The organism is Bradyrhizobium sp. USDA 4461, from assembly GCF_054055655.1.
In genome coordinates, this window is sequence record NZ_JBSRXM010000001.1 from 2,232,006 (window position 1) to 2,248,097 (window position 16,092).

Genomic DNA, 16,092 nt, shown 5'->3' on the forward strand with positions numbered 1-16,092 from the left:
CCGTCAGCCGTGCGGTGCAGCGTCGCGTCTGGCGCTGCACCGCACGGCGCCGGCTTCTTCGCCTTTTTTACCGCTTCCCTTTGTCGCGGCTTCCCCCCTACGATGGCTTTCGTTTATACGGTCATTTGAACGTCATCCGGCGCTGATAACGCGCGCAACGAAACATGACGTTTCCAACCGGGAGGGGCCTTGATGATTTTTCGACGATTGGGCGCTGCTGCTGTCGCCGCCGCTACGCTTGCATTCGCGTCGCCTGCATTTGCGGTGACCGAGATTCAGTGGTGGCACGCGATGACCGGCGCCAACAACGACGTCATCGTCAAGCTGGCCAACGACTTCAACACCTCGCAATCCGACTACAAGGTGATCCCGACCTACAAGGGCGGCTACGCCGACACCATGAACGCCGGCATCGCCGCATTCCGCGCCGGCAACGCGCCGCACATCATGCAGGTGTTCGAGGTTGGCACCGCGACGATGATGGCCGCCACCGGCGCCGTGAAGCCGGTCTACAAGCTGATGGCCGATGCCGGCGAGAAGTTCGATCCGAGCGTCTATCTGCCCGCGATCACCGGCTACTACTCGACCTCGAAGGGCGAGATGCTGTCGTTCCCCTTCAACTCGTCGTCGACGGTGATGTGGGTCAATCTCGACGCGCTGAAGAAGGCCAACATCGCGGAGATCCCGAAGACCTGGCCGCAAGTGTTCGACGACGCCAAGAAGCTGAAGGCCGCCGGCTACACCACCTGCGGCTTCTCCGGCTCGTGGGTCACCTGGGTCAATCTCGAGCAGCTCTCGGCCTGGCACAACGTGCCGCTCGCCAGCAAGGCCAACGGCCTCGACGGCTTCGACACCGTGCTCGAATTCAACGGTCCGCTGCAGGTCAAGCATCTCGAGAACCTGGTCGAGCTGCAGAAGGACAAGACCTACGACTATGCCGGCCGCACCAACACCGGCGAAGGCCGCTTCACCTCGGGCGAGTGCCCGATCTACCTGACCTCGTCGGCGTTCTTCGGCAACGTCAAGGCGCAGGCCAAGTTCAACTTCACCGCCGCGCCGATGCCGTATTATCCCGACGTCAAGGGCGCGCCGCAGAACTCGATCATCGGGGGCGCCTCGCTGTGGGTGATGGGCGGCAAATCGGCCGAGGAATACAAGGGCGTGGCCAAGTTCCTGACCTTCCTGTCGGACACCGATCGCCAGGTCTGGATCCACAAGGCGTCGGGCTATCTGCCGATCACCAAGGCCGCCTACGCCAAGGCCAAGGAAGAGGGCTTCTACAAGGACCAGCCCTATCTCGAGACCCCGCTGCTCGAGCTCACCAACAAGGAGCCGACCGAGAACTCCCGCGGCCTGCGCCTCGGCAACATGGTGCAGCTGCGCGACATGTGGTCGGAGGAGATCGAGCAGGCGCTGGCCGGCAAGAAGACCGCCAAGCAGGCGCTGGACTCGGCCGTCGAGCGCGGCAACCAGATGCTGCGGCAGTTTGAAAAGACCGCCGTGAAATAATCCGGCCCTAGACCAACGATCCGGCAGGCCGCATCATGCGGCCTGCCATTTTTCAGGATGTCATGCAAAAGCAAGCGATTTTCCAATCAAAGCTGTTGCCTTACGCGCTGGTTGCCCCGCAACTCGCGATCGTCCTGATCTTTTTCTACTGGCCGGCCGCGCAGGCGGTGATCCAGTCCTTCCTGCTGCAGGACGCCTTCGGCCTGTCCACCACCTTCGTCTGGTTCGAGAACTATCTCGAGCTGTTCAAGGACCCGGCCTATTTCGCCGCGATCGTCAGGACCTTCGCGTTCTCGTTCGCGATCGCGGTGTCCTCGCTGTCGTTTGCGCTGCTGCTCGCGGTCATGGCCGACAAGCCGCTGCGCGGCTCGACGCTCTACCGCACGCTCTTGATCTGGCCCTATGCCGTCGCCCCGCCGGTGGTCGGCGTGCTCTGGGTGTTCATGCTGCACCCTTCGCTCGGCGTGCTGTCGCGCTATCTGCGCGCCATGGGGGTTGACTGGAATCCGCTGCTCGACGGCGATCAGGCGGCGGCCCTGATCATCCTCGCCGCGGCGTGGAAGCAGATCTCCTACAATTTCCTGTTCTTCCTCGCAGGGCTCCAGAGCATCCCCAAGAGCGTGATCGAGGCCGCGGCGATCGACGGCGCCCGCCCGATGCGGCGGTTCTGGACCGTGATCTTCCCGCTGCTGTCGCCGACCATCTTTTTCCTGCTGGTCATCAACATCGTCTACGCCTTCTTCGACACCTTCGGCATCATCGACACGATGACCCGCGGCGGCCCCGGCAAGGCGACCGAAACGCTGGTCTACAAGGTCTATACCGACGGCCTGCTCGGCGGCAATCTCGGCTCCTCGGCGGCGCAGTCGGTCATCCTGATGGTCATCGTCGTCGTATTGACCGGCATCCAGTTCCGCTTCGTCGAACGCAAGGTGACCTACTGATGGTCGAGGAGGAGGGCTTCCAGCGCTATCTGGCTCACGTCATCCTGTGGATCGGGATCGCGATCGTCGCCTTCCCGGTGTATCTGGCGATCGTCGCCTCGACCCAGGACAACGCCGTCATCGCCAACGGCCAGATGTCGCTGCTGCCCGGCGGCCATTTCCTCGAGACCTACTACCAGACGCTGTTTGTCGGCACGAGCGGCTCGACCCGCGAGCCGGTGCTCAACATGATGCTGAACTCGCTGATCATGGCGCTGTTGATCGCGGTCGGCAAAATCGCGATCTCGATCATCTCGGCCTATGCGATCGTGTATTTCCGCTTTCCGTTCCGGATGGCGATCTTCTGGATCATTTTCATCACGCTGATGCTGCCGGTCGAGGTGCGCATCTATCCGACCTACAAGATCGTCGCCGACCTGCATCTGCTCGACAGTTACGCAGGCCTGTCGCTGCCGCTGATCGCGTCCGCCACCGCAACGCTGCTGTTCCGGCAATTCTTCATGACGGTGCCGGATGAATTGCTGGAGGCCTCGCGGATCGACGGGGCGGGCCCGTTCCGCTTCTTCTGGGATACGCTGCTGCCGCTGTCGCGCACCAACATGGCCGCGCTGTTCGTGATCCTGTTCATCCTCGGCTGGAATCAGTACCTCTGGCCGCTGTTGATCACGACACGCGACGACATGCAGACCATCCAGGTCGGCATCCGCAAGATGATCACCACGACCGACGCGCTAACCGAATGGCCAGTGGTGATGGCGACCGCGCTGCTCGCGATGCTGCCGCCGGTATTCGTCGTCGTCGTGATGCAGAAACTGTTCGTGCGCGGATTGGTGGAGACGGAAAAGTAATGGCCAACGTCACGCTGCGCAGTGTCCGCAAGACCTATCCCGGCGGCTTCGAGGCCATCAAGGGCGTCGATGTCGACGTCGGCGACGGCCAGTTCTGCGTGCTGGTCGGCCCAAGCGGCTGCGGCAAGTCCACGCTGCTGCGCATGGTCGCCGGGCTCGAGACCATCACCGGCGGCGAGATCGACATCGGCGGCCGCGTCGTCAACCAGGTTGAGCCCGCCGATCGCGACATCGCGATGGTGTTCCAGAACTACGCGCTCTATCCGCATATGAGCGTCTACAACAACATGGCCTACGGCCTGCGTAACCGCGGCATGGCCGAAGCCGAGATCAGGACCCGGGTCGAGGAAGCCGCGCGCGTGCTCGAGCTGTTGCCGATGCTGGAGCGCAAGCCGCGGCAGCTCTCCGGCGGCCAGCGCCAGCGGGTCGCGATGGGCCGCGCCATCGTGCGCCAGCCGAAGGTGTTCCTGTTCGACGAGCCGCTGTCGAACCTCGACGCCAAGCTGCGCATCGCGATGCGGGTCGAGATCCGCAAGCTGCAGCGCCGGCTCAACACCACCTCGATCTACGTCACCCACGACCAGCTCGAGGCAATGACGCTGGCCGACATCCTGGTGGTCATGAATGGCGGCCAGGTCGAGCAGATCGGCAATCCGCTCGAGATCTACCAGAAGCCGGCGACCACCTTCGTCGCCTCCTTCATCGGCGCCCCGCCGATGAACCTGATGCCGCTGCGCTCGGACGAGCTGACCTCCCAGATATCAGGCACCGACGGTGCCGGCATTGTCGGCATCCGCCCGGAGGACTTTGTGATCACGGGCGAGACCGCGTCCGGCGGCGTTGCGCTCGACCTGACGGTCGAGGCCATCGAACATGTCGGCGCCGAAACCTTCGTCTATGGCAGCCGCCAGCGCGAGGAGCGGGGCGTTGCTGCCAATCCGGGCGAGCTGCCGCCGGGCGAGGTGATCGTCCGGGTTCCCGGCGCCACCGGTCCGGCGACCGGCGAGCGGATCCGGGCAGTGGCCCCGCGCAACAAACTGCATCTTTTTACCGCCGATGGCCGCACGCGGCTCGCGGGGTAACAGATCGAGAAGAATTTGCCCTCATGTTGCGGGCGTTTAGGCTGGTTTCGGGGCTGCTTGAACGCTATCCAGATCGCCCCCATATCCCTCACTGACCGGAGGCCCGACGGCCCGCCGGTTGCATGGGGCGCCGCAAGGGCCCCTCAAAGTCGCTTCGAGAGGACTTTGTAATGTCTCGTGTTCCATCGTTGTCCAGTCCGTTCCTGCTGGGATTCGACGAGATCGAGCGTGCGCTCGACCGCGTCGTCAAGGGCGCCGACGGCTATCCTCCGTACAATATCGAGCGGTGCGACCGGTCCAACGGGCAGCCTGAAAAGCTGCGCATCACGTTGGCGGTGGCGGGCTTCACCCGCGACCAACTCGATGTAACTATTGAGGAAAATCAGCTCGTCATCCGCGGCCGCCAGCAGGACGACAAGGCTCGGCAATACATCCATCGCGGCATCGCCGCGCGCCACTTCCAGCGCACTTTCGTGCTGGCGGAGGGGATGCAGGTGCTGGGCGCGGATCTGAAGAACGGGCTGTTGTCGATCGACCTGGCCAGGCCAGAACCTGAACGGGTCATTAAGACAATCGCTATCAATGAACACGAATAATAGAAACAACGAGCGGACTCGACCGCTTATCTGACTGAGGAGTCGAGACCATGAGTGAGCTGAGTACCACGACCATCGAATCCACCAGCGTCACGCCGGAAGCACTGGCTCATCTGGGCGAAGGCCACATCGCCTATGTGAAGCAGGTCCGTTCCGAGGACGTGCCCGACCTCTTTCCACAGGCGCCGAAGATCGCGCCCGGCCTCAAGCTGTTCGCACTACATGCCGCCGACGGCACGCCGATCATGCTGACCGACAGCCGCGAAGCCGCGATCGCCAACGCCTGGAGCAACGAGTTGCAGGCCGTCAGCGTCCACTGACGCACGGCTGAAGCATCCGCCGATACAATGCGCGGGCAGGCCTCGACACCGAGGCGGCCCGCGCTTTTTTATTGGGATGAGGTCGACGTGGCCAGTAGCGGACCCATGCTGAGCTGCACCTCGCCGGGCACGCTATAGTCGCGCATCAGCATCCGGTTGTTGCGCAGCCCGCAGGCCTCCCGCTGCACCACGAACATCCAGAGCGCATGACCGGCTTCCCGCACGAGGATGCGCCGGGCCTGCTGCCTAGCTTCGGAGGGCGGATGCGCGGCATCAAACTCCCGCAGTCTGGCGAGCGCCTGTTCCAGCGCGCGGCCCATGCGCCCAAGCGCGCTCGCCCTCTCTTCGGCGAGCTCGTAGGCGAGAACGTCGACGGGAACGCGATCAAGGCGAAAGTCACGGGACATACCGATCCCTCGGGTCGCAAGCGCGATACTATCCCCGCTTGTCTGGCGCCACAGGCCGGATGTCAATACACGCTCAGGTCAATCGCGAGCGGATGTCCGGCTTCAGCACCTTGCCGACCTTGGAACGCGGCAGGTCGTCCCAGACCTCGATCTGCTTCGGCGTCTTGATGCTGCCGATCTGCTGCTTGACGAACGCAGCCAGCGCTCCCGCGTCGACGGTGTGGCCGGCGCGCGGTTGCACCACGGCGACGATGCGCTCGCCCCATTTGTCGTCGGGCAATCCGATGACCGCACAATCCTGCACAGCTGCATGGGCGCGCAACGCGTTCTCGACCTCGATCGAGTAGACGTTGAAGCCGCCGGTGATGATCATGTCCTTGGCGCGGTCGACGATGTAGAGATAGCCGTCGCCGTCGATGTAGCCGATGTCGCCGGTGTGGTGCCAGCCATGCACTGATGCTTCGCGGGTGGCTTCCGGGTTCTTGTAGTAGCCCTCCATGACCAGCGAGCCGCGCACCACGATCTCGCCGCGCGATCCCGCCGGCAAGAGCTTGCCGTCGCCGTCCATGATGCCGGCCTGCACCAGCGGGCCGATCCGCCCCGCGGACGCAAGGCGCTCCAGCGCGATGGTGCCGTCCGCATTGTAATGATCGGCCGGCGCCATCATCGAGATCATCATCGGCGCCTCGGTCTGGCCGAACAGCTGCGCCATCGGCCCGATCCGCCGCAAGGCTTCGGCAAGCCGCGTCGCCGAGATCGGCGCTGCGCCATACCAGAAGCACTGCAATGAGCTGCGATCGGTCGCGTCGAGCCTGGGATGATCGAGAAGCATGTAGATCACGGTCGGCGGCAGGAAGGTGTGGGTGACGCGGTAGCGCTCGATCAGCGCCAGGAACTCGCCGATGTCGGGATGGTGCATGATCACGATACGGCCGCCCAGCGTCATGATCGGAAAGCACAGCACGCCGGCGGCGTGCGTCAGCGGCGCCAGCGCGAGATAGATCGGGCGGCCCTCGAACGGGTAGCCCATCAGGGTCAGCGCGGTCATTGCCTCGATGTTGCGGCCCGAGAGCATCACACCCTTCGGCTTGCCGGTGGTGCCGCCGGTGCCCGGGATCATCGCGAGATCGTCGATCGTGTCGCGCTGATAGACATCGCCGGCGAGCCCGCCGAGCCAGTGGTCGAACGACGGCGCGAACGGCAGTTCGGTATCGAGGCAGACCAGCGCGCGCAGCTTGGGCAGATCCTGACGCACGGCGTCGACCATCGGGGCGAAGCTCGAATGAAACAGCAGCAGGCTGCAATCGAACTGATCGAGGATGAACTTGTTCTCGGCCGCCTCGTTGCGCGGATTGATCGGGCACCACACCGCGGCGGCGCGCGAGATGCCGAACACGCAGGCAAACGCGAGCGGATCGTTGCTTGAGAGGATCGCGACTTTCTCGCCGGGCGTGATGCCGGATCGCTCGAGCCCGCGCGCGATGCGGTAGCTCAGCCGTTGCACCTCGCCATAGCTGAGGTCGCGGCCATCCATCGTGAGGCACGGCGCGTCGGCGCCGAGCGAGGCACCCTTATCGAGATAATCGATGAAGCGCATGGCGGGTCTCGCGAAAGGGGGGCGGGTGACGCGCGACTGCGTCACCCGCAGTGCGTCTTCGAGCAAAGCGGATACCTGTCCGCTTGACGAAAACGCTTCAGGGAACGGAGTGCTGAGCCCCGATCCGATCGGGGCTCAGGCCTAGTCGTGGACGGTCAGGACCGGCTTGCCGACCAGGCCGAAGCTGCGCAACTGCCCGAGCAGCTCATGATGGCCGAACGCCTGGCAGGCCGAGGCAAAGCCGACGCGCTTGGGCGGCTGCTGCAGCAGGTGCGCGGCAGCATAGGCCTGCAGCATGCCGGTCTGCTTGTAGTTGCTGTTGCCGTAGATGACGCAGTGCGCGCGCCCCAGCGGGCCGGAGGCATACACCGAATCCAGCGACTTGTTGACGCGCGGGTTCTCGCGCGGCGGCATGGTGTTCATCACGCCGGCCGCGGTCTGCGCCAGCGCGGCGTAGCGCTCATCCGGCTTCATGTCCTTGGTCGCCTCCAGCGCGGCGGCGACGATCTGCGGCACGCCCAGCATCAGCGCGCGATTGAACACGCCGCCCAGCACCTTCACATTGGCGACGCGCGGATCGCGCTTGAACCACACCGGGTGCGAGGTGCCGCCCCAGGGCAGCGCCAGCGCCAGCTCGTGCTGGCCGGGGATCGCGAGGCTGGTGAGACCGGCATCGGGCTGATGCTCGACGTATTTGTTCTGCTCGAGGTAGTAGGCCTTGGCCATCGCGGCGTTGACCAGGATGGTCTGCGTCGAGGCGATGGTCGGGCTGCCGCCCCAGAACACGGCGATATCGAGCGTGTCGAGGCCGGGTGTCTCCAGGCAGAGCTGCGCGGCGATCTCGCCGGTGGTGTACATCTGGGCGATGCCCGGCGCCAGCAGCAGGCCGGCATTGCCGAACCTGGTGCCGAACTCCTGCTCGAGCATGATCAGCCAGTCCTGCTCGCCGGTCGTGTCGGCGTAGTGGCATTTGGCGGCGAGGCAGGCCTGCACGACCTCAATGCCGAACTTGGCGAACGGGCCCACGGTGTTGAGCACCACCGAAGCGCCCTTGAACAATTCGGTCAGCGCGCTCGCGGTGTGCGGCACCGTCACCACTTCGTAGTCGGCCGTCTCGATGCCGGCCACGTTCGATTTCATCGCGGCGTTGAGCTTGTCGGCGCTGCGGCCGGCGGCAATGAAGGGGATGTTGTATTCGCGCAGATATTCGCAGACCAGCCGGCCGGTGTAGCCGGATGCGCCATAGACGATGACGGGCTTCTTCTCGCTCATTGCGTTCCTCCGAAATGCCTGTTGTCGGCTTGTTGCTACATGCCCATGCCGCCGTCGACCGGCAGGCCGATGCCGGTGATGAAGCGGGCATCGTTCGAGCACAGGAACACCGCGGCGTCGGCGATGTCGGTGACCTCCGCGAGCTTGCCGAGCGGCGTCTGCTCGACCACCGAGCCGACCGCGGCGTTGACGTCGGGCGCGAGGCCGATCTTCACGATGTCGTTGGCGAGCTGCAGGCCCATGTCGGTCGGGATCAGGCCGGGATAGATGCAATTGACGCGCACGCCGTAGCCGAGCTTGCCGGCTTCCATCGCGCCGACCCGGGTCATGCGATCGACCGCGGATTTGGTGCCGGAATAGACGGCGATGCTCGGGAAGGCGATCGTCGCGGCAACCGAGGCAATGTTGACCACGGCGCCACCCTTGCCTGCGGCGCCACCCGGCCGCATCGCGCGGAAGGCGTACTTCATGCCGAGCACGGTGCCGACGATGTTGACGTCGCACATCCGCCGCGCGTCCTCGGCCTTGATGTCGGCGACCAGCGAGGTGATCTCGATGCCGGCATTGTTGATCAGGATGTCGAAGCCGCCCAGCGTCTCGACCGTCGCGGCGGCGGCCCGCTCCCATTGCGCATCGTCGGTGACGTCGAGCTTGGCAAAGCCGGTCTTCACGCCGGCCCTGGCGATCTCGCCGGCGGTGTCTTTGCCGACGCTTTCGAGAATATCGCCGATCATGACCGCGGCGCCGGAGCGCGCCAGCGCCTGTGCGATCGCAGCGCCAATCCCCCGGGCGCCGCCGGTCACCAGGGCTTTCCTGCCTTCGAGGCTCTTCCCACTCATGACGTAGTCCTCCCTTTGCTTGCTGATTGATGGTGCTGCGGACGGGGGCAGCGCGGGCCGGGGCGCTTCGCGCATTTGGAGCGCATTGGTGGTCGCGGCCGGCGGCGGCGGGGCGCAGCCTTGGCGCCCCGCGGTGCATTTCCTCCTGTTTTGTCGATTGGTCAGCCGTCTTGACGGTTGTCCGAATTATTGACCCAACCCTCGTCCAGGAACTTGACGCTTGTCAAGCCTGAATTTGACAAGTGTCAAAGAGGATGCTGTGAAGAGATGGAGCGCGCCGCGGTTGCCGCGGTATAAGCTGCTGAAAGGAAGAAGAGGAAAGGCACCGGATGGCGCGGCAAGCGACAGGAGCGGCCCAGCGTGTTGCCGTAGCGGCCGAGACGCTGCGCGACGAAAAGTTCAACGCACGGCGCATCGAACTTGCGGAGGCCGCGCTTGAGACGCTCGGCGAACTCGGCTTCGCGCGCACCAGCCTGCGCGAGATCGCGCAGAACTCCGCCTTCACGCACGGCGTGTTTCACTACTACTTCAGCGACAAGCTCGATCTGATCTGCTGCTGCGTGCGTCACTACAAGGCGAAATGCGTGACGCGCTATGACGAGGTGGTGACGACGGCACAGAGCCGCGACGAATTGACCGAAGGCTTCCTCGCCAAGCTCGCAGCGACGCTCGAGAATGAAGCGCGCATGCATCGACTCTGGTACGATCTGCGCTCGCAGGCGATGTTCGAACCGGCATTTCGCAAGGATGTGCTGGAGATCGACAAGAGCCTGGAAGCGATGATCTGGCGCATCGCCACGCGCTATGCCGAGCTCGGCAACAAACGCCCGGCATCGTCACCGGCGGCGCTCTACGCGCTGTTCGACGGCCTGTTCCAGAGCGCGCTGCTCAGGCATCTCGCAGACGACAAAAAAGCCGTTCCGGACCTGCTCGACGAAGTCCGCCGTCTGCTGCCGACGATCTGCTGAGACGTTGCGACGTACACAGCTTCGTAGCCCGGATGAAGCGCAGCGGGGATTTGTGCCGGCGGCGAGACTTTCCCGGATTGCGCGGAGCCTGTCATCGGGCGCGCGTTCGCGCGACCCGTTGGCTCCATCCGGGCTACGGGAATTCAAACATCAACAACGCATTGGCGAACGTCATCACGTCACGCATCGGCTATGCTCTGGTGACAGCAGCGCGAACGAATTCGCTGACGGGGATGATTACGCCGCGCTCGCCGGCGGCAGTGCGAGCACCGAGTAGATCGCCTGGGCGTCGCGTGAGGCGCGCAGCTTCTTGGCGACGTCCTGGTCGCGCAGCAAGCGGGCGATGCGCGCCAGTGCCTTGAGGTGGTCGGCGCCGGCGCCTTCAGGCGCCAGCAGCAGGAAGATCAGATCGACCGGCTGGCCGTCCATCGCCTCGAAATCGATCGGGCGCTCGAGGCGGGCGAAGAAGCCGAACAGCTTCTCGAGCTTCGGCAGCTTGCCGTGCGGAATCGCAACGCCGTAGCCGACCGCCGTGGTGCCGAGCTTCTCGCGCTGCAGCAGCACTTCAAAAACGGCACGCTCGTTCTGCCCGGTCAACGCCGATGCACGCGCGGCGAGTTCCTGCAGCGCCTGCTTCTTGCTGATGACTTTCAAAGCCGGAAGTATCGCCTCGGGTGCGACCAAATCGGTAATCGGCATTGGGACGTTCCGAGGTGAATGAACCGTCAGGTTGCGAAATGGGCTTTACAGCGGCGGCGTCAAGAAGTTGAGGTGGGATGCGGGCTTAGCCCGGGTCCAGCTGGCAGGGCTTCTACTCCAACGTATCGGCGGTGCCAACACCTGCGAACCCTGTTCCGCCCCCTTATTCCTGGAGGCGGCGGACCATAAGCAGGGCTGGCTTCGGACGTCAATGCCATCGGCCAACTATCCTCAGGGGCTCACCGCGGGCGGATCGACCCAGCCGACATTGCCGTCCGTACGGCGGTATATGATGTTCAACCGGCCACTGCCGCCGTGCTGGAACACCAGGCAGGAGGCGCCGGTCAGGTCGAGCTCCATCACGGCTTCGCTGACCGACAGCCGCTTCAGCGCGGTGGTTGCCTCGGCAATGATCACGGGGCTGTATTCGGTGACCTCGTCCTCGTTCTCGGGCGCCTCGATCACGTAGCTCGGCGCGTCGAGACCTGCGCCGTTCAACTCGGCAAGTGCGGCGGTCGCGGCGTAGGCCTTGCGCGCGGAGCGGTCCTTGAGCCGGCTCTTGTAGCGGCGCAGACGCTTCTCGATCATCAGGAGCGCGGCATCGGCGCTGGCATAGGCGTCGGCGGCGTTGGATTCGGCTTCCAGCGTGATGCCGGAATCCAGATGCAGCGCGCAGTCGGTGCGGAAGCCGAAGCCATCCTTGCTCAGGGTGATGTGACCGGAATAGTTGCCATCAAAATACTTTCGCAGGACCTCGTCGGTGCGCTCGCTGACGCGCGCGCGAAGCGCCTCGCCGATGCTGATGCTCTTTCCCGAGATACGAAGGGTCATTTGATGCCTCGATTGCTGGATGCCTCGATCACTCTTGCTGGAGCATGATGCTTGCTGGGCTTCCGGTAACCTCCCTCTCTGGACGACGCTTCACCTGGAGATTGAGACTATCCCGATTTGGCGCGAACGCAACGAGCGCATGGGCCGCTCCGTACTCGGACGGGGGCATGCTCAAGAAGTAACCTAAACGGGGGCTGTATCGCGCGACCGGTCGGATGAGGAGGCAGGGGCCGAAAGGGCATTACCAAGCATGCTCTGTTTGTCACGGCGGCGCTGCACCGAGGATGGTATCCGCATCGCCTCGCGATATTTCGCGACGGTGCGGCGGGCAATATCAATGCCCGAGGCCCGCAAACGTTCCACGATCGTGTCGTCGGACAGGATCGCTGACGGCGCCTCGCCGTCGATCAACTGCTTGATGTGGTGACGCACCGCTTCGGCCGAATGCGCTTCGCCGCCGTCGGCGGACGCGATCGACGCGGTGAAAAAATACTTCAATTCAAAACTGCCGCGATTGGTCGCCATGTATTTGTTGGCGGTGACGCGCGACACCGTCGATTCATGCATCTGGATCGCGTCCGCGACCGCTTTCAGATTGAGCGGCCGCAGATGCGCGACGCCATAGGTGAAGAAGCCGTCCTGCTGGCGGACGATCTCGGTCGCGACTTTGAGGATGGTGCGGGCGCGCTGATCGAGCGCGCGGACCAGCCAGGTCGCGTTCTGCAGGCAGTCGGTGAAGTACGACTTGTCACCGTCCTTGCGGATCGTCTTCGACAGCTCAGAGTAATAGGTCTGGTTGACCAGCACGCGCGGCAGAGTGTCGCTGTTGAGCTCGACATGCCAGCCGCCATCGGGACCCGGACGCACATAGACGTCAGGCACCATGGTCTGCGTCCGCGAGGTGCCGAACTTCAGCCCGGGCTTCGGATCGAGCCGGCGGATCTCCGCGATCATGTCGGTGATGTCTTCATCGTCGACGCCGCAGAGCTTTCGCAAGGCCGCGATGTCGCGCTTGGCGAGCAGGTCGAGATGCTCGACCAGCGCCTGCATTGCCGGATCGTAGCGATCGAGCTCGCGCAGCTGGATCGCCAGGCACTCGCTCAGGTTACGGGCGCACACGCCCGGCGGATCGAATTTCTGCAGCACCGCGACGACCTCGTCGACCGCTTCCTGCGATGCGCCGAGCCGCTCGGCAGCCTGGCCGAGGTCGGCCGGCAGATAGCCGGCGTCGTCGACCAGGTCGATCAGGTACTGCCCGATCATGCGTTGCGCCGGCGCCGAGAACGCCACCGCGAGCTGTTCGGCGAGGTGATCGGCGAGCGTCAGCTCGGCGGCCACGAAGGCTTCGAGATTGTACTCGTCGTCGCTGGAGGCGCCTCCGCCCCATTCGGTATAGACCGACGGCGGCGCGTCCTGCGCGGCGCGCGCGGCGGCTTCCGCCGGCTCCTCGGAGAACACGTTGTCGAGACCGGTATCGAGCGTCTGCTCGATCTCGGCGCGGGTGCCGAGGTCGCGGTTCAGCCATTCCTCCTGGCCGGGTTCGAAAGCGGCCTCGCCACCGGAACCCGCGGCCATGTCGGACGAGTCGCCCTCATCCCCGTAGCTGCTCGAACCGTCGGAATCGTCGTAGTCCGCCCGCTCCATGGTCGGCTCGCCCGCCACCGGGGGTTCCGGCCCGTCCGTCGCCCGCTCCAGCAGCGGGTTACGCTCCAGCTCTTCCTCGACGAAGGTCGACAGATCCAGGTTCGACAGTTGCAGCAGCTTGATCGCCTGCATCAGCTGCGGCGTCATCACCAGCGACTGCGACTGGCGGAACTCTAGTCTTTGCGTCAGCGCCATGGAGGCAAGATCGACCCTGAAAGTTGGCTCGATTCTTGCTTATCTTAGTCCGTGAAGCTTGTACACGGCTTGACGGATGCAATTTTTGGGGTAAGCGCGATCAGCAAAAGTGGACGTCCGGTTTTGCGTCCGATCGCGCGTCAGATTCTCTAATTTGCGCATGATCTTGTCGCCACACCGCTTCACACTTTGGCGGATCATGCGCTACAGGCGGAATTCCTCGCCAAGGTAAAGCCGGCGTACATCCGGATCGTTAACGATCTCCTCCGGGCTGCCCTCAGTCAAGATCTCACCGGCATAGACGATGTAGGCGCGGTCGGTCAGGCCGAGCGTCTCGCGGACATTGTGGTCGGTGATGAGCACGCCGATGCCGCGGTTGGTGAGATGGCGGACCAGGTCCTGGATGTCGCCGACCGCGATCGGGTCGATGCCGGCGAACGGTTCGTCGAGCAGCATGTAATTGGGCCGCGTCGCCAGCGCGCGCGCGATTTCAACGCGGCGGCGCTCGCCGCCGGACAGCGCGATCGACGGGCTTTTGCGCAGCCGCGTGATGTTGAACTCGTCGAGCAGCGAATCCAACTCGTGCTCGCGCTTCTTCTTCGAAGGCTCGACGACTTCGAGCACGGCGCGGATGTTTTGTTCCACCGACAGGCCGCGGAAGATCGAGGCTTCCTGCGGCAGATAGCCGATGCCGAGGCGTGCGCGCTGGTACATCGGCAGCTTGGTGACGTCGTGGCCGTCGAGCTCGATCGCGCCGCGATCGGCCTTGATCAGGCCGGTGATCATGTAGAACACGGTGGTCTTGCCGGCGCCGTTGGGCCCGAGCAGGCCGACCGCCTCGCCGCGGCGTACATAGATGCTGACGCCGCGCACGACCTGGCGGCTGCCAAAACTCTTTTCCACGCTATGCACAGCCAGATAGCCCGGCCGCTTGATCAGCTGGGGCGCCGCCGTGGCGTTGTTGCGGGCGGGCCGCGCACGCGCCGGTGCGGGCGCTGCGGCCGGTTGGGCTCGCAGCTCGACTGCGGGCGCCGAGGCGGCGCGCGCCATCGGCGGTGCGTCGCGCACCGGAGACGTCAGCATCTCGCCGAACTGGTCGCCGAGCGCCGTGATGTCGTCATGCGCGCGCGCAAATCCGGAACTGCGTTTCGCAGGGCGCCGCCGGAACATGCCGAGAAAATCCACCATCCCCGCTTCGCTTCAGCCTTTCACGGATCCCGCGACTTTTGCCTGCGGACCAATCGATTCGCATGCGAAGGCGCAAGCATGAGCCGGAAAACTGAACACCGGCCTTCCCTGCGCAACAAAAGCGGACGCGTTTGCGGCGGAGATCATGCTCAAACAACACGGCAAAGCGCGATCGCCCGCGCCTTGAATGAATGGATGCCCCTCCGGCCGACAAGACTCCCCCTCAAGGCGCATCGTTCGGCCGGGCCGCAGCAGTAGATACAGCCTCACCCCGCGCGCTTCAACCTCGCGGCTGCAAAATATTATCTAATGCATTGATCTATCTTGCTTTTGGTGGCTTGGCCAAAGCTGACGGGGGGCTTACGGGCTGGCCGCAGCCGGCGCGCCGCCAGCAACTCTGATGGCCATCCGCGCACCACCAGTCGGCTATTTCGGTTTGCTGCCGGGAATCAGTTGAAGCGGCGACGGCGCCGGGGCTGCGCCGGGGGCGGCCGGCGTTCCGCAGCCGCCCTTGGCGCTCTGATTGAACAGGCCCTGCACCTTGCCGCTGTCGGATTCCACCCGCGAGACGCCGGTGGTCATGTCGACCAGCAGACGATCGCCGCGCAGCACGTTCTGGCACTGGGTCAGCACCACCTGGCCGCCGCCGCCGCCGCCGCCGAGCATGGTGATCAGATTGGTCTTGGTGTCGAAGATCGCGGTCTCGCCGGTGACGACCTGGTCCTTCTGGGTGACGACGACATTGCCTTTCGCCTCGAGCCGCTTGATCGAGGACGCGCCGCCGGGCCCGGGCGTCGCCGACTGCATCGGCGCGGCACCCCCCTTGGCGGCCGCGGCCTTGGTGCCGGCCGGCGCGGGCGCCGGCGTCTGGGTCGACTTATCCTCGTAGAACACGACCAGGATCTTCGAGGTCATGGTGGTGTCGCCCTGCACGACCTTCACATTGCCGGAGAAGGTCGCCTCCTTCTTCTTGTCGCGCATTTCGAGCGCAGCCGCCTCGATCTGGATCGGCTGATCGCGGTTCTGCGAAAAGCCCTGCATGGCGTTGGGAACGCCGCTCATCGAGCCTTGCGCGAAGGCCGCGCCGCTCGCGAGCAGCGCAAGCAGGAAAGTCGCAATTGCCGTGCCGTACGGAAAACGTCTCATCATCAAA

16 protein-coding genes are annotated in these 16,092 nt (G+C 64.5%); 7 read left to right on the plus strand and 9 right to left on the minus strand.

Annotated elements, in window-relative coordinates; translation table 11 throughout:
- Positions 1 to 192: 192 nt before the first annotated feature.
- From ugpB to ACVINW_RS10465, 6 genes are all read left to right on the plus strand, one after another.
- A complete protein-coding gene (gene ugpB / locus ACVINW_RS10440) occupies positions 193 to 1,509 on the plus strand; it encodes a sn-glycerol-3-phosphate ABC transporter substrate-binding protein UgpB (RefSeq protein ID WP_456751215.1) in 1,317 nt (438 codons plus the stop codon).
- Between the two features lie 62 nt (positions 1,510 to 1,571).
- A complete protein-coding gene (ugpA, locus tag ACVINW_RS10445; RefSeq protein ID WP_173639768.1) occupies positions 1,572 to 2,453 on the plus strand; it encodes a sn-glycerol-3-phosphate ABC transporter permease UgpA in 882 nt (293 codons plus the stop codon).
- Positions 2,453 to 3,301 carry a sn-glycerol-3-phosphate ABC transporter permease UgpE gene (ugpE, locus tag ACVINW_RS10450; RefSeq protein WP_456751216.1) on the plus strand — a complete coding sequence of 283 codons (849 nt, stop codon included), beginning with the start codon at positions 2,453 to 2,455 and terminating at the stop codon, positions 3,299 to 3,301. Before ugpA ends, ugpE begins: the two co-directional genes overlap by 1 nt.
- Positions 3,301 to 4,383 carry a sn-glycerol-3-phosphate import ATP-binding protein UgpC gene (locus tag ACVINW_RS10455; RefSeq protein WP_456751217.1) on the plus strand — a complete coding sequence of 361 codons (1,083 nt, stop codon included), beginning with the start codon at positions 3,301 to 3,303 and terminating at the stop codon, positions 4,381 to 4,383. The genes ugpE and ACVINW_RS10455 overlap by 1 nt, the downstream gene beginning before the upstream one ends.
- A gap of 170 nt (positions 4,384 to 4,553) precedes the next feature.
- Positions 4,554 to 4,979, plus strand: coding sequence for an Hsp20 family protein (locus tag ACVINW_RS10460; protein ID WP_212019554.1), 426 nt, complete (start codon positions 4,554 to 4,556; stop codon positions 4,977 to 4,979).
- A 50-nt stretch (positions 4,980 to 5,029) separates the two neighbouring features.
- Positions 5,030 to 5,299: a BQ00720 family protein gene (locus tag ACVINW_RS10465; RefSeq protein WP_456751218.1), complete on the plus strand. Its 270-nt coding sequence runs from the start codon at positions 5,030 to 5,032 to the stop codon at positions 5,297 to 5,299.
- A 68-nt stretch (positions 5,300 to 5,367) separates the two neighbouring features.
- Here the strand turns inward: ACVINW_RS10465 and ACVINW_RS10470 are convergent, their stop codons facing one another.
- The 4 genes from ACVINW_RS10470 to ACVINW_RS10485 all read right to left on the minus strand — a co-directional run bounded on the left by ACVINW_RS10470 (position 5,368) and on the right by ACVINW_RS10485 (position 9,414).
- Positions 5,368 to 5,706, minus strand: coding sequence for a DUF6665 family protein (locus tag ACVINW_RS10470; protein ID WP_456751219.1), 339 nt, complete (start codon positions 5,704 to 5,706; stop codon positions 5,368 to 5,370).
- 73 nt (positions 5,707 to 5,779) lie between these two features.
- Positions 5,780 to 7,303 carry an AMP-binding protein gene (locus ACVINW_RS10475; RefSeq protein WP_456751220.1) on the minus strand — a complete coding sequence of 508 codons (1,524 nt, stop codon included), beginning with the start codon at positions 7,301 to 7,303 and terminating at the stop codon, positions 5,780 to 5,782.
- 141 nt (positions 7,304 to 7,444) lie between these two features.
- Positions 7,445 to 8,575 carry a DUF5938 domain-containing protein gene (locus ACVINW_RS10480; RefSeq protein ID WP_456751221.1) on the minus strand — a complete coding sequence of 377 codons (1,131 nt, stop codon included), beginning with the start codon at positions 8,573 to 8,575 and terminating at the stop codon, positions 7,445 to 7,447.
- 35 nt (positions 8,576 to 8,610) lie between these two features.
- A complete protein-coding gene (locus ACVINW_RS10485; protein WP_456751222.1) occupies positions 8,611 to 9,414 on the minus strand; it encodes an SDR family NAD(P)-dependent oxidoreductase in 804 nt (267 codons plus the stop codon).
- A gap of 329 nt (positions 9,415 to 9,743) precedes the next feature.
- Here ACVINW_RS10485 and ACVINW_RS10490 point away from each other — a divergent pair, with 329 nt between their 5' ends.
- Entirely contained in the window at positions 9,744 to 10,382 is a 639-nt protein-coding gene (locus tag ACVINW_RS10490) for a TetR/AcrR family transcriptional regulator (RefSeq protein WP_163153963.1), read from the plus strand.
- Positions 10,383 to 10,619: 237 nt separating this feature from the next.
- Here ACVINW_RS10490 and ptsN read toward each other — a convergent pair whose 3' ends face one another.
- The 5 genes from ptsN to ACVINW_RS10515 form a co-directional block, all read right to left on the minus strand.
- Positions 10,620 to 11,081 carry a PTS IIA-like nitrogen regulatory protein PtsN gene (gene ptsN / locus ACVINW_RS10495; RefSeq protein WP_029082506.1) on the minus strand — a complete coding sequence of 154 codons (462 nt, stop codon included), beginning with the start codon at positions 11,079 to 11,081 and terminating at the stop codon, positions 10,620 to 10,622.
- Between the two features lie 231 nt (positions 11,082 to 11,312).
- Positions 11,313 to 11,912 (minus strand): ribosome hibernation-promoting factor, HPF/YfiA family, encoded by a 600-nt coding sequence (gene hpf, locus ACVINW_RS10500; RefSeq protein ID WP_456751223.1) that lies wholly within the window; start codon positions 11,910 to 11,912, stop codon positions 11,313 to 11,315.
- A gap of 183 nt (positions 11,913 to 12,095) precedes the next feature.
- Positions 12,096 to 13,751, minus strand: a complete 1,656-nt coding sequence (rpoN, locus tag ACVINW_RS10505; protein WP_456751224.1) for an RNA polymerase factor sigma-54 — start codon at positions 13,749 to 13,751, stop codon at positions 12,096 to 12,098.
- Positions 13,752 to 13,955: 204 nt separating this feature from the next.
- On the minus strand, positions 13,956 to 14,939 hold the full coding sequence (gene lptB / locus ACVINW_RS10510; RefSeq protein WP_456751225.1) for an LPS export ABC transporter ATP-binding protein: 984 nt from the start codon (positions 14,937 to 14,939) through the stop codon (positions 13,956 to 13,958).
- 426 nt (positions 14,940 to 15,365) lie between these two features.
- Positions 15,366 to 16,088, minus strand: a complete 723-nt coding sequence (locus ACVINW_RS10515; RefSeq protein ID WP_456751226.1) for an LptA/OstA family protein — start codon at positions 16,086 to 16,088, stop codon at positions 15,366 to 15,368.
- Between the last annotated feature and the right edge of the window lie 4 nt (positions 16,089 to 16,092).

What these genes read in the sequence shown, in the direction of transcription:
- ACVINW_RS10465 (WP_456751218.1), top strand. Translation starts at nt 5,030, where the DNA reads ATGAGTGAGCTGAGTACCACGACCATCGAATCCACCAGCGTCACGCCG.
- ACVINW_RS10455 (WP_456751217.1), top strand. Translation starts at nt 3,301, where the DNA reads ATGGCCAACGTCACGCTGCGCAGTGTCCGCAAGACCTATCCCGGCGGC.
- ACVINW_RS10490 (WP_163153963.1), top strand. Translation starts at nt 9,744, where the DNA reads ATGGCGCGGCAAGCGACAGGAGCGGCCCAGCGTGTTGCCGTAGCGGCC.
- ACVINW_RS10480 (WP_456751221.1), bottom strand. Translation starts at nt 8,575, where the DNA reads ATGAGCGAGAAGAAGCCCGTCATCGTCTATGGCGCATCCGGCTACACC.
- ACVINW_RS10470 (WP_456751219.1), bottom strand. Translation starts at nt 5,706, where the DNA reads ATGTCCCGTGACTTTCGCCTTGATCGCGTTCCCGTCGACGTTCTCGCC.
- ACVINW_RS10515 (WP_456751226.1), bottom strand. Translation starts at nt 16,088, where the DNA reads ATGATGAGACGTTTTCCGTACGGCACGGCAATTGCGACTTTCCTGCTT.
- rpoN (WP_456751224.1), bottom strand. Translation starts at nt 13,751, where the DNA reads ATGGCGCTGACGCAAAGACTAGAGTTCCGCCAGTCGCAGTCGCTGGTG.
- ACVINW_RS10485 (WP_456751222.1), bottom strand. Translation starts at nt 9,414, where the DNA reads ATGAGTGGGAAGAGCCTCGAAGGCAGGAAAGCCCTGGTGACCGGCGGC.
- ugpA (WP_173639768.1), top strand. Translation starts at nt 1,572, where the DNA reads ATGCAAAAGCAAGCGATTTTCCAATCAAAGCTGTTGCCTTACGCGCTG.
- ugpB (WP_456751215.1), top strand. Translation starts at nt 193, where the DNA reads ATGATTTTTCGACGATTGGGCGCTGCTGCTGTCGCCGCCGCTACGCTT.
- hpf (WP_456751223.1), bottom strand. Translation starts at nt 11,912, where the DNA reads ATGACCCTTCGTATCTCGGGAAAGAGCATCAGCATCGGCGAGGCGCTT.
- lptB (WP_456751225.1), bottom strand. Translation starts at nt 14,939, where the DNA reads ATGGTGGATTTTCTCGGCATGTTCCGGCGGCGCCCTGCGAAACGCAGT.
- ACVINW_RS10460 (WP_212019554.1), top strand. Translation starts at nt 4,554, where the DNA reads ATGTCTCGTGTTCCATCGTTGTCCAGTCCGTTCCTGCTGGGATTCGAC.
- ugpE (WP_456751216.1), top strand. Translation starts at nt 2,453, where the DNA reads ATGGTCGAGGAGGAGGGCTTCCAGCGCTATCTGGCTCACGTCATCCTG.
- ptsN (WP_029082506.1), bottom strand. Translation starts at nt 11,081, where the DNA reads ATGCCGATTACCGATTTGGTCGCACCCGAGGCGATACTTCCGGCTTTG.
- ACVINW_RS10475 (WP_456751220.1), bottom strand. Translation starts at nt 7,303, where the DNA reads ATGCGCTTCATCGATTATCTCGATAAGGGTGCCTCGCTCGGCGCCGAC.